Annotated in this window: 8 protein-coding genes and 2 pseudogenes; 9 read left to right on the top strand and 1 reads right to left on the bottom strand. The window is 37.5% G+C overall.

The window, feature by feature from the left end:
* The first annotated feature begins 127 nt into the window (after positions 1 to 127).
* From HXT48_RS03480 to HXT48_RS03465, 4 genes are all read left to right on the top strand, one after another.
* Positions 128 to 2,098, top strand: a complete 1,971-nt coding sequence (locus HXT48_RS03480) for an ATP-dependent nuclease (RefSeq protein ID WP_421792951.1) — start codon at positions 128 to 130, stop codon at positions 2,096 to 2,098.
* A 14-nt stretch (positions 2,099 to 2,112) separates the two neighbouring features.
* Entirely contained in the window at positions 2,113 to 3,858 is a 1,746-nt protein-coding gene (locus tag HXT48_RS03475; RefSeq protein WP_421792949.1) for a UvrD-helicase domain-containing protein, read from the top strand.
* A 671-nt stretch (positions 3,859 to 4,529) separates the two neighbouring features.
* On the top strand, positions 4,530 to 5,480 hold the full coding sequence (locus HXT48_RS03470) for a recombinase family protein (RefSeq protein ID WP_421792947.1): 951 nt from the start codon (positions 4,530 to 4,532) through the stop codon (positions 5,478 to 5,480).
* Positions 5,477 to 7,438 carry a hypothetical protein gene (locus HXT48_RS03465; protein ID WP_410310535.1) on the top strand — a complete coding sequence of 654 codons (1,962 nt, stop codon included), beginning with the start codon at positions 5,477 to 5,479 and terminating at the stop codon, positions 7,436 to 7,438. The genes HXT48_RS03470 and HXT48_RS03465 overlap by 4 nt, the downstream gene beginning before the upstream one ends.
* Before the next feature lie 429 nt (positions 7,439 to 7,867).
* Here the strand turns inward: HXT48_RS03465 and HXT48_RS03460 are convergent.
* Positions 7,868 to 7,963: pseudogene (locus tag HXT48_RS03460) on the bottom strand (type I restriction endonuclease subunit R); the annotation flags it as partial.
* 291 nt (positions 7,964 to 8,254) lie between these two features.
* On the opposite strand from HXT48_RS03460, the gene HXT48_RS03455 reads away from it, so the two are divergent.
* The 5 genes and pseudogenes from HXT48_RS03455 (at position 8,255) to HXT48_RS03435 (ending at position 13,215) form a co-directional block, all read left to right on the top strand.
* A complete protein-coding gene (locus HXT48_RS03455) occupies positions 8,255 to 9,076 on the top strand; it encodes an SMODS domain-containing nucleotidyltransferase (RefSeq protein ID WP_421782530.1) in 822 nt (273 codons plus the stop codon).
* Between the two features lies 1 nt (position 9,077).
* Positions 9,078 to 9,632 (top strand): SLATT domain-containing protein, encoded by a 555-nt coding sequence (locus HXT48_RS03450; RefSeq protein WP_421782532.1) that lies wholly within the window; start codon positions 9,078 to 9,080, stop codon positions 9,630 to 9,632.
* 22 nt (positions 9,633 to 9,654) lie between these two features.
* Positions 9,655 to 11,117: pseudogene (locus HXT48_RS03445) on the top strand (RNA-binding domain-containing protein).
* Between the two features lie 601 nt (positions 11,118 to 11,718).
* A complete protein-coding gene (locus HXT48_RS03440; protein WP_012914150.1) occupies positions 11,719 to 12,279 on the top strand; it encodes a hypothetical protein in 561 nt (186 codons plus the stop codon).
* A gap of 9 nt (positions 12,280 to 12,288) precedes the next feature.
* Positions 12,289 to 13,215: a hypothetical protein gene (locus HXT48_RS03435; RefSeq protein ID WP_174182812.1), complete on the top strand. Its 927-nt coding sequence runs from the start codon at positions 12,289 to 12,291 to the stop codon at positions 13,213 to 13,215.
* Positions 13,216 to 13,339: the final 124 nt, after the last annotated feature.

Raw genomic sequence — 13,339 nt, 5'->3', positions numbered from 1 at the left:
TTTTAGCAATAGGTGAGCACTATTATATAAATATAAATTATCAGAATATGAAATTGATTTTTCGAAGAAAAGATTAAGCCTATGGAATAATGTTAGAGTTAAAAAAAATAGTGAAAGGATGGCTAAAATGCGATTATCGAAGATAAAGATTAAAAACTACAGATTGCTTATTGATGCCGAATTGGATGTCGATGCAAAAACAACCCTTATTGTTGGCAGGAATAATACGGCCAAGACCTCCTGCAGTAACTGTATCAACACCGTGCTACAAGGAAACGATTTTTCATATAATGATTATCCTATATCAAAGCGAGAAAACCTCTACAACCTGTTTTTTCAGTTCATGGAGAAAAAATTGAGTTATGAAGATCTCTGCAGAGGAATAGAACCTATTTCTATAGAGTTTGTAGTTGATTATTCATTGGATGATCAAGATACAAAATTGGGGGCATTATCACCTTTCATTATTGACGTTGATGTGGATACCACTACAGCGTTAATTCGTGCGGAGTATCAGTTGAAAACTGACGAAAGCAAACTGCGGGAACTGTTTAAGGATAGTTGCTATAGTAATGATAAATTTGCGCCCAAAGCAGAGGAAATGCACGCTATGCTTGCAACCAATTTTTCGAGGTTGTTTGGCTTAATTATCTATGCGGTTAATCCAAAGAATTTAGAAGATTGGCAAGTTAAAAGTCATAGAGAACTTAAAGACCTTTTCCCTTATTATCCGATTCCTGCAGAACGCATACTTGGAGAAGATGGTACTCAAAAGAACGAGTCCCTTAGTTCGTTGATTGCGGACTATTTCAGCTTGAACGAGGAAGATTTGACACCTGATATAGCAGAGAAAGTCAAGGAACTCCGTGCAGTAGTTGATGGTGCAAACAAAAATGTGCAAAAAGAAAGCGATCGAATACTCAGTGACTTGGTCAGCAAGGCAGTTGGTTTTGGATATCCTAATGTTGAAGAATTGCAGCTTGGTGTTACTACTGAGTTAAAAATTGACGATCAAATAAAAAACCAGACACGGCTTTCATATAGCTCTGGCGCCGGTGACGAAAGCCTGCCCAGCTCCCATAACGGATTGGGGTACAAGAATTTGATTAAAATGGAATTTCTCTTGGCTGCGTTTGCACAAGATGTTGAGAAAAAGGGAGACGCCTGCATTCCATTGTTGTTCATTGAAGAACCTGAGTCACATATGCATCCTCAAATGCAGCATGCGTTTGCGGAGCATTTAGAAAAATTCCTCGATAAAATTACAACTGTTCATATTCAGACGTTTTTAACTACTCACTCTGCACATATAGCGAATACTATGGATTTCTCTAAAATCCGGTATGCGAAAAAGTCTAAATCTGGAGTTGTTTATAAGAACCTTGATATTTTTGCGAGAGAAAATGCTGACAACATGGATTTCATCAAGAAATACCTTACCCTTAGCAGATGCGATTTGTTCTTTGCAGATAAGATCATTTTTGTTGAGGGTGCTTCGGAGCGGTTGCTGCTACCGGACATGATAGAGAAATGCGAGAAAGAAAAACTGTTTGATTCAGAAAAATATAAACTGCCCGCACAGTATTATGCTTTGATCGAAATTGGAGGAGCATACGCATACAAATTCATACCTTTTGCAGACTTCCTTGGACTCCCTTGCTTAATCCTTACGGATATAGATTCTATGATAGATGGCAGAACAAAGGCTGTTGTCAGCAAAGGTAAGACTACCTCCAATGCAACAATAAAATGGTGGATGCGCAAAATTAAGGGTATTCCGCAGAATAGTAAAGATAAGATTTACCTTGCGGATATCACCGCTGCAACAGATGCAGAAAAGACTTTGGGGAAATGTCATATTGAATATCAAACTTCGGAAAATGGGATATGTGGCAGATCTTTGGAAGAAGCCATCATGAATGTGAATCGTAGTCATTATGGGTTCACAGAACCTGTTGCCGAAGAAGATTTGGAGTTTACTGAGAAAAGAAAGACGGACTTTGCACTCAATCTGATTTGCAACAATCCTAATTATTCTATTCCTCAATATATTAAAAATGGTTTAATATGGCTTAATCGGCAGCGAGTTCTTGAATGAGGAGGTATTGAGAATTGTCTAAGAATTATGAGTATTTAAATTATAACATAGCTAAGGCGGAAGCAGATAAAGTCGACGAACAAATAATTTCTGCACTCAAGGCTGGGCGTAGCTTCCGCGTGGAGGCAGGCGCTGGTTCTGGAAAAACCTACTCACTAAACCGTGTAATCGAATGGATTCAAGCAAATAAGTGGAATGATTATCGCCGAAAAAAGCAGAATGTAATATGTATTACATATACAAATGCAGCTGTTGATGTGATTTCGCAGCGCTTATCCCAAGATTCATTTATTCTTCCGTCAACAATCCATTCATTTGCTTGGAATGCAATCAAGCAGTATCAAAGTACCCTTATTAGCATTATCGAGAATGATGCGTCATTAACAACGACGGAAACGGACTTCAGCAAGGTGTTAGAGATTCGTTATACTTTAGGACACCGTTATGTATCCCAAGGAGTTCATTACTTGCACCATAATGATGTTTTGAAACTTTTTTGTACTATGCTGGATAATGCAAAATTTCGCCGTGTTTTCTCTGACAATTATCCGTTGATTTTAATTGATGAATACCAAGATTCCTACAAACCGATTATCACACGTTTTATAAACTTTTTTATTGCAGAAGGAATAGGCCCACAATTTGGCTTTTTCGGAGATGCATGGCAAACTATTTACCAAACCAACAACGCTTGCGGTGCGATAGAGCACAGCAAGCTTCAGGAAATTAAAAAGGGTTCAAACTTTAGATCAGCTCCCAGAATTGTGAAGGTTTTAAATGATATTCGCCCAGATTTACCACAACAATCTGCAATAGATAATTTTGAAGGTGAAGTAGTTGTTGTGACTTGCGATGATTTTTCTGGAGAACGTCGAACAGAACGGACATTCAAAGACGATCTCCCCGCAGAAGAACTGAAATCCAGACTGTTCCAGCTTTCAGAACACATCAAGAAAAACGTGTCAAAGGATGAAAATATCAAAATTTTGATGATTACTCATAAGGTTCTTGCCACACAGCAAGGATATGAGCGTCTATTAGCCATTATTGATGATGGACTCCGAGATAAACAAGATCCATTTTTGCTATTCTTCATGAATACCGTTGAACCGATATATGAAGCACTCAGCACATCAAATATGCAACTTCTGTTTGATACGCTTGGAATCATACGATATCCTATCACGAAAAAAGCTGATAAGATGAAATGGAAAGAGTTTGAGTCGCAGCTAAAGAAAGCTCGTAATGGCAGAGCCATTGATGTTATCAACACTATCGTAGAGACAAAGTTAGTGCCTATTCCATCATTGGTTGATGGATACTACCATCTATATTTTGATGCCCCTGATACAATCTATGGATTGGATGCAACAATCCAGGATGTTTTAGATTTAGATTACAGTCAATTTAAGGCGGCCATTGAATTTCTGTACCCTGAATCAGAGTTTTCGACAGAACATGGTGTTAAGGGCGAAGAATACGATAATGTTGTCTTCGTTATCAGTAAGGGATGGAACCAATATCAATTTGAGACTTATGCACCTATGATAACTGGGAAAGTTCCAATACCAGTAGGTAAAGAGGCATCATATGAACGAAATAGAAATTTGTTTTATGTATGCTGCTCAAGACCAAAGAAAAGATTATTTTTATTTGTTTCAATACCTCTTAATTCCACTTTTAGAAATTTTCTAATCGATATAGTTGGATTAGAAAATATTTATACATTTAATGAATATTTAGATAATAAAGCCAAATAAAATGTTGGTTTGAACAAATCTGAAAAGAAAGTTGTTTCTTTACTTATTGAAGATTCAGCTTCCACTTCAGATGAGCGAGCAATTTAAATTGGTTTAACAAAAAGAACCATAGAGCGAACATTTATTTCTTACAAAATGAAAAAGTCATCGAAAGAATCGGAACAAAACGTGATAGAAGATGGTTTGCAATAAAATAGGAAAATAATCCTCATAGATATATTTTATGTTGATATTTACATGTGGGAGTTTGGACAAAAGTTCGTATGTCGAGAGTGTCGTATTGATGTCTAGGGCTGATTAGGTGGGTGCAAGTTTGCCCTTGTGTAGCAAGGCTTAGCGAGGGCTATCGTTAAAAGGTTTAATGCGAAGCGGCTTTAAGCTTACTTCTCGCGGTTTTTGAGACCAGTTTTGCTGTTTGAGGGAAGATATCAACGTTCTAGGGTCGAGTGCACAGGATGTTAACGTACTTCGCTTGCGTTGAAAGCACACTGTGCTTTCAACTTTGAGCAAGCTCAGCGAATCGAAGTGCATTCGCGAATTATATTTAATCGCTCATGCAAGTCGATTCGCCACTTTGCACCCAGCTGGTGAAGTGGGAAAATAAGGTTTAGGCTAATTATCGTGGAGAAGAAATCTAAGTTTCGTTAGTCTAAAAATAAGGAGAGATGGCTATGGATAAGATAGATGAGCTAAATAGTGATGTGATAGTCATCAAACCTAAGCGGGTTGTTAAGGATTATGCTGTGGGTATTTATGCTCGTGTGAGTACGAATCGTAAAGAGCAGCTGGATAGTCTTTCGACTCAAGTGTCTGGTCTTACTCGTCTTGCTGCTTCTCACATGACTTGGTTTGTTGCTGATATTTTTCTTGATGTTGCTTCAGCTAAGGTTGGATCTTCAAGAAACGAGTTTAATCGAATGATTGAAGAATGCGAGAAAGGTAATCTTGATATTATTCTTACTAAAAGTGTGAGCCGTTTTGGTCGTGATACGAAAGAAGGATTAGAGGCTATTAGAAAGATTCGATCATGTGGTACAAGGATTATTTTTGAGACCGATAAGATTGATACGGAAACTGTCGATGATGAACTTTTAATCAGTGTGGTTCAAGCTTGTAGTCAGGCTGAAAATGATTGGCGAAGTGAAAATATACGCTTTGGCTTAAAACATAGAGCAGAAGATGGCACATCAGGTCTTTATAGTAGGGCTTGTTATGGTTATAAAAAAGATAAGCATGGAATGCTTATTATTGATGAAGAGCAAGCGAAGGTAGTGAGAGCTATCTTTGATTGGTATCTGGAAGGTTTAAGCGTTGGTAGAATTATTGAAAGATTAAAAAGTAAAGGTGTTAAGTCTCCAAAGGGAAAAGACAGTTGGAGTAAACGGGCTGTTGAGAGCACTTTGACTAGGCGTAAATATACAGGCGATGTGGCTATAGCTGATTCAGGCGGTTCTGACAGGCAATATTTGTATTCGGATCATCATTCCGGAATTATTTCTAAAGAGAAGTTTGAAGCCGTTGAGCTTGAGATGGCGGCTCGGAGTAATGTAGAGGTTTTAGAAGACGGAACTATTATTAGAAAGAAGAAAAAATATAGCTCAAAGAGAGGTACTAAATTATGATGGGAAACTTAAAAGACAAATTATGGTATCTATTTGTTGTATGTTTAAGAAAATTTATGGAAGCTTTATTTTTTGCTTATGAAATTATAAGGCATCCGATAAAAAATATTTCAATATGGTTAGTAGGATTGTTGGCGCTACTGATTTATGGAAATCTATCTATAGGAATAAAAGGAAAAGATATGTTTGTTATGTCTGCTGGATTGGTATCAATAATTACATTCATATCGAACTTTTTAGAGAAGCAGACGATAGATATTGATAATAAAGATAATTTCTACTTAGGATATAATATAAAAAAATTGAAATTTCATAAAAATTTTTGGCTTAAAAAATTTAATGAACTTCCAGTTAAACTTCTGTTTTGGGCGATTGCTATTATTCCAATTATCACAATTTTTGTTGAGTTAAAATACAAATCTAAAGTATTAAATGAGATGGTTGAAATAATAGTTGCACATATTAAATATATAGATTCAATATGGCTTGCTACATTCATAGTTAGCTCATTTTATTGCACCGCAATTTTGATAGAGTCAGTGAATTTATCAAGAAAAAATTTCTCTCAAAGTTATTTATATAATATAACTAATAACTTTGAAAGGCGCATAATTAAAATTGAGATAGAGCGGTATTTTAAAGAAATGTTTAATAATATTTTCAATATTAAAAGCAGATTAGGATTAGAAAATAATTTTTATAGCAATGTTGAAAGCGTCATTAATTGCATTGTTAATACTGGGGATGCAGTTAGTGCAAGTGATTCTGAAATTATAGAATTTTATAACATTGCATTTGAATGTGAAGGGAATAAGATAGACGATGTACTAAGTAAAGTGTATAAATACGCAGAATGTAAAAAAGATAAAAAAATAAAATTTTTTATTTATACTCATATGCTTAGCAAAATTTTGGAACTACTTAAATTGTACTATCACACAAAATGGAATATGATAACTAAATTACATGTGTTACCGTCAAGGATTATAAATATTGCAATTCAAGATTTAAAGAGATTGTTGAAAATAGAGACAAAGTTGCATGGAAATAAAGAATATGAAAATATATTTTGGGAAATTTACACAAGGAATGAGAATTATTTTAGAGAAGATAAAAAAAGTAACTTCTGCATTTCAAAAATATGTGAAATTTTAGAAAAAAAGTTTAGAGATATTAAATTCCTAGATTGTATTAATAATATGGATACAATGATGAATTTGTTTGATGTCTTAAATAAGATAGATAGTCAAATTGAAGAGGATAGATATTTTTCGCCAATATTTAGTACCATATTTAAACATACTATTGATAATAAAAATGAAGACAATGAGTTTGTTCAATTATTTTATGATGAGATGAAAAAACAGGGTTTACCAGAATATCTTATTAGCAAAAGAAATGAGGTTACTAAGAATATATTATTGAGTGGGTACTTGATATCAAATGATATTCTCGAGTATCTTCTAGGCTTTATTCAATTAGAAGATGCTATCGTAGTATTGATTTTTAGACTTGCTTATTCGAAACGTTCTGGTAGAGGAATAATGACAGTTGATGAATTTAAAGTTTGGAAAAGTGCATTCAATAAACTTACAGTAAGAAAAGATATTGATGAGTTAAAAGAATCAAAATTTATAGATGAAATATGTAGAGAAATTTCAAAGTCAGATGTTTCTCATTTTATATTTTGTCAATTTATTAAATGGATGTGGTCTTCATTATTTGAAAAATTTGATGAAAAGAAATATGAGGAATTCATAAGGCTTGGTAAAGAAGGAATTAGAAGAAATTTTAGTCTAGATAGTTATATTATTGTGAGATTGCTATTATGTAATTATTACTATAGGTCGTTAAGTGTTTATGAGTTTAAAAAGAAAGCTAATAAAAAGCAAATAAAAATTGAAGTAAATAGTATTAAAGATATATTAAATTTAAATAAAGAATGCGTATATATTTAGTGTCTTCAAATTGCCTAATCGAGATAGAAAATAACAGGTGTAAGCCAACCGATGATCATGCCTATAAATAGGCGAAAAGTATGGAATTAAGACATGATTTCAAAAACGCCTAACAACCTCACGTCGAGAGTGTTGTATTGATGTCAAAGGCTGATTAGGTGGGTGCAAATTTGCCCTTGTGTAGCAGGGGTTAGCGAGGGTTATCGTTAAAAGGTTTAGCGTATGGCGGCTTTAAGCTGGGTTCTCGCGGTTTTTGAGCGTGATTTTGCTGTTTGAGGAAACATATCAACGCTCTAGGGTCGAGTGCACAGGATGGATAACGTTAAAAAGTGCACCCACTTTGCACCCACCCTGCACCCACCTTGTGGAGTGGGAAAATAAGGTTTAGGCTAATTATCGAAGTGGTTCAATTACGATAATTATGCAAAACTATAGATCTGTTCTATCAGTCCACAGCTCACACTGAGTCATTACTGTTTGAACAGCATCTTCCATACCTTCAGGAGGATAGTGGTGCTCCTTAAGAAACATAAATAACCGACGGAGGGCATGGATGACGCTGTTGCTACTGTAATGCTTCAGTGTGACCTCTGGACGGACAACAATGATATGGAGCATCGGGTAGTTAACTATAGTGAGGTACTGAAAGAGAGTAATAATCAGGAATTGATTATGGTTGCCGAAGACAGAGGAGCTTATGACAATAATAAGTGCTGATACAGCTGATATAACGAAAAGAAGATGTTGTGGTTTCTGGCGGCTTTCGAATAGAGTTTCCTGATAATCAAAAGGCAAAAATGAAATGGAGAAATAATTATGAGTTCAAACGTAATAAGACATGATAACATTATCCCTTTAGTAACGCGTCAAAGCATAGCAAGCAGATATCATACGGTTACGAAAGCTATAAATCAAGAGTTTTGGAATTCAACGAGTGAAACCACACATAGTCTCTATGTTGGTTCTTATGGAAGAAACACAGCAATAAATACAAGCGACATAGATATACTTGTTGAAATTCCGGAAGCTGAATATAATCGGTACTCATATTCTAAATGGAATGGGCAATCTCGACTTTTACAGGCTGTGAAGAACGCGATTGAAACTTCCTATTCAAGAAGCGATATTAGGGCAGATGGTCAGGTTGTTAAAATTGCCTTTTCTGATGGGATGAAATTTGAAGTGTTACCAGCGTTTCCGCAGACAAGTTTGGGTGGTAGTGTTTCATACAAATATCCAGATACGAATATGGGAGGAAACTGGAGAACAACAGATCCTAAGTCTGAGCAAAAAGCAATAAAGGGAAAGAACAGCTCATCTAATGGGTTATTGTGTGCTACTTGTAAGCACATAAGAACGATCAGAGATGATTCTTATTCGAGCTATCATCTGTCAGGAATTTTAATTGATTCCTTTGTATATGTTGCGATGGGAGAATGGCATTTTACGGATGGAGATAGCAATTCCTCAAGCCAACCAATATCGTATGAACAGGCATTACTTAATTATTATAATCATATTCCATGCAACGGAATATCTGCGTCAAGTCTATATGCTCCCGGAAGTGGAATGTCGATTGATACTACAAAGGGATGGGATGTCCTCGGCAAGATCCTAAATAAAATGGTATCGGAGTAAAATGGAAAGTGATAAAAGCTATAGGGCACGATTAAAAAATCAAATAAAGGATGCTTGTGGAAAAGTTATATACACATATACTGCGCATCACAAATTAGCTGATCGACTTGAGAAAGAAAATAAGTATGTGAAGAATGCACAGATTATATTGACCACACTTTCTTCTTGCGGATTTTTTGCCAGCATTATAACAAACAAGGTCATATCGACATGGGTAGGTGGAATTACTGCTGTATTGTCTTTGTGCCTAAATCTATATGCCAAGGAATATAAGATTCAAAATGAAGTAAGCCAGCATCGAAATGCAGCAAATGTGTTGTGGGGTATTCGAGAAGAGTATGTTTCCTTATTAGTTGATTTTGAAGTGCTTGACGATAGTGAGATACAAAAAAAGAGAGATGCTCTTTGTAATAAAGTTTCAGAAGTCAATAATAATTATCCTGCAACTGATGAGAGAAGCTACAGGGCTGCGCAGAAGGCTTTGCAAAAGGAAGAAGAACAGACTTTTAAGGAGAACGAGGTTGATTCCATTTTGCCTAATGGAATTGATAAGTGAATAATCGAAAGGGGTGAGTTATATGATACTCCCTGAAAATTTGATGAATTTGATTCGTCAGGGCGAGGGGCTGACAGTCGAATTCAAAAAATCAACAACAGATATTACGAAGGATGTCTATGATACCGTTTGTTCTTTTTCTAATCGGGATGGCGGTCATATTTTCTTTGGTGTGAAGGATAACGGGACGATTCTCGGTGTTGATAAAGACTGCGTTGAGCAGATGAAGAAAAATTTTGTTACTACGATTAACAATGAGAGAAAAATGTATCCGCCACTCTATTTGACTACAGAGGAATATGAGATCGATGGGCGTATTGTTCTTTATGTCTATGTCCCGGTTGGAAAAACCGTTTATCGCAATGCGGGCAGAATATTTGATCGCAATAATGAGTCGGACATCGATATTACAGATAATGCGGACATGGTTTTCAACCTTTATGCTCGTAAGCAAAGTACCTATTTTGTGAATAAGGTCTACCCTGCCATCCCGGTTTCAAGCCTTCGCCATGATCTTATGAATCGGGCAAGGAGAATGACGAGAGTGAATACTGAGCACCATCCGTGGGTTGACATGACGGATGAGGAGATGCTCAGAAGCTGTGGGCTTATACTTGAGGATCCGGAAACGAACCAAGAAGGTATAACACTTGCGGCAGTCTTGCTCTTTGGTACGAATAACCGTATCATGTCGTGTTACCTCAGCATAAGACAGACGCTATTTTCAGAGTGTTCAATGTTGATCGTTATGATGACAGGGATGTGGTGATCACAAACCTGATTGAAAGCTATGATCGTCTGATGGAATTTGGAAAGAAGCATCTGAATGATGTTTTTACATTGGATGGTGTCCAGCGGATAAGCGCCAGAGATAAAATCCTGCGTGAGATTATTTCCAACCTGCTCATGCACCGTGATTTTTCCAGTGGATATGTACCAAAGCTTGTCATTGAACGGGATAAGATTACAACAGAGAATGCGAACCTTGCGCATGGGCACGGAAACTTGAATCTGAAAACATTCAAGCCATTTGCAAAGAATCCGCCGATAGCAAAAGTGTTCCGTGAGATCGGTCTTGCTGACGAACTGGGAAGCGGTATGCGCAACAGCTATAAATACACGAAGATGTATTCTGGTGGAGAGCCTGTCTTTACAGAGGCAGATGTTTTTACGACAGTGATTCCTCTTTCTGAGGCGGCAACGGCTACAGTCGGGCCGACCGAAGAACTTGATCCAAGGGAACAAGATAGGGAACAAGATAGGGAGCAAGTAAAGGAGCAAGTTACGATACAAGCTCTCCTTCAATTTTGTATCGTTCCTCGTAGTCGGAAAGAAATGCAAGAATTTATGGGTCTGACCGGTAGAAGAAACTTTTCTGAAAAATATATCAAGCCTTTGCTTAGTGCAGGAAAAATAGAAATGACGATACCAGATAAGCCAAACAGCAGGAACCAGAAATATAAAAAAGTAAACATTGAAGATTAAAAAGCGACCATTGGAGACAGAAACCATATATCGAATAGAGGAAAACGGACATTCAATGTATAGTTTTGGTTTCACAAATAGGTATGCCGAGACGATGGGATTTCGGACTTATTCCCTCAGAGCGAAGTCTTGAGGCGGTTGGTAAATCTGTGCGTTTGCATATTATTAGGCAGGAACATGGTCTTTGACCTGTTTCCGAGAACGTATGAGGGCAAAAATCAGTGTGTTTCCGGGCAAAAATGCGCTTTGACCAATTCCAGCTAATGAGCACGAATCTGGCTACACACTCGACACCAAGATGAAGCAGTCGAGTCATACAGAAAATCAGTAGCGCTTCTTTGCAAATCTCACTGAATCGCAATAGCGTTTTGATGATTTCTACTGTGCCTGCAGCCTGTTGTAGCGTTTTCGTTCTGACATTTGTTTGTGTTCATAAAGGTGAGTGTAAGACTAAATAATCTTGTTAGAAAGAAAAAAATTGTGTTAGTTTGCAATATTTAATAAAATACTCTCATTGGTGTAGCATACGCAAATAACAGTACCCGACGCGCATCTTAACAATGCGAATCAATTCGGGTTTTCTGATTTTTGAGGAGAGAGAATGATGCGTAAAGCAATGAAAATGTTATCTGTACCGATTGTTAGTGTCTCACTAGTATTGTGTTCAGCTGAAGTGTCTTCCGCTAACACATTGACAGAGCGCGGTAACTTCACATATGCTGCTGGTAGCCTATCTTCTACTACAACTATGACAGATGCAGACTTGGATGCGTTGATCCGTGCATTTGAATCAGTGCCTGCTGATTTGCAGTATGCTAATCCACGTACAACTTCAAATTATGAAGCACGCTTAAATGCAGCATTGCATGGCTTAACATTTAAGTCACTGATGCGTAGGAATAGGGTTTCTATGTTTGGACATTACGCACCGATGGTTAATTGGGTCGGATGTGCATTAGCGATAGCTTCATTTGTATTTCAATATGGTGTGCCTATTGCTAAGGCACTTGGTTGGCTGAAGCGAGCGAAGCAAATATATAGAACTGTGTCGGCTATCTGGAAAGCGCGAGGAGAGCTTAAAGCTCATCTTGGTTCTGATGGAGCTAAGTTTTTGGAAATGATTCTCGGTATCGAGCCAATTACTCGTAATTGCCTTTCCTAGGGTTAGATGATGGGTGAGACGAATGTAAGGCCAGTGCTTTTCAAGCATGCTTTTTGGGATAATGTGATTATAGAAACTGTTGCTGGCATTTGCACTCTTATTATTTCGCTTCTTGTACAACAGTTCGTAGGGCACCGCGTACTAGGTTGGGAAACTGTGGTCATACTCGCGTTGAGTGTTGTGGTGTTTTCGCTGCTAAGTACAGCGTATCTGCAGTGGGACAGGCATCGTAGACCAGATGACAGGTCTGGTGATTTGCTCATCGGAATCATCGATTTTGTGCTCAGGCTGCTGGTGACCTCTGGTATTGCTTCATTGCTTGTTTCCAATACTACGCTGCTAAGCATTATTATTGGCGCAGCGATTACTAGTGTGTTGCTGTTTGTTTTTGAAAAGCCTTGGCAGCCAGGTATGACGGATGCGCAATTACAGGAAGCTTCAAAGAAATCGGTTGAGCTTGGCGTTCAAATGCTTGAAGAAGAGCGCGTAAAGCGCGCCGAGGCGAGAAACATGATTGCATTACAGCATGCGAGCGCAGGTAAAACAGGCACTCCTAGAAGTACGTCTTTAACATTCTCCTCGTTAATCGTTGCGAATATGCTGATGGAAGCAGTATGCGATGTTGTCACATTTTTGCTTGCATTGATACTGCAATGGTGGATGCTTTGTACTATCGATGGCTGGCGCACGCTACTCGTCATATTCTTGGGCAATATGCTATTTTCTTGCGCGGCGGCTGCGGTTATGGTTCTGATGGGCGCATTGAAGGCTGATCAACAGAAATGCCTAACAAAAAGTTGGCCTTTCTTGGTTATTGTTGTACTGCTTCGACTGCTGATCTTTGGTGTTCTCGCTTGGCTTCTTACGCCGAGTTTGGCATGGGTAAGCGTAGTTGTTGGTATTGTGCTTACCGATATTGTTCTCGTTATCAAGTAGCACCCATGGAGAAGAACTGCAGTAGACGCATAAGATTTTATAAGACTGTTTTCTTCTCTTTTGAGCAAAAAACTCTACGCACGTCAAAAGCGTTGTATTGATGTCAAGGTCTGATTAGGTGGGT

Origin of the sequence: Gardnerella sp. KA00127, from assembly GCF_049244125.1 — a bacterium.
Taxonomy (GTDB): Bacteria; Actinomycetota; Actinomycetes; order Actinomycetales; family Bifidobacteriaceae; genus Bifidobacterium; species Bifidobacterium swidsinskii.
The sequence above is the reverse complement of the archived record's forward strand: the minus strand, read 5'-3'. Positions and strand labels throughout refer to the sequence as shown.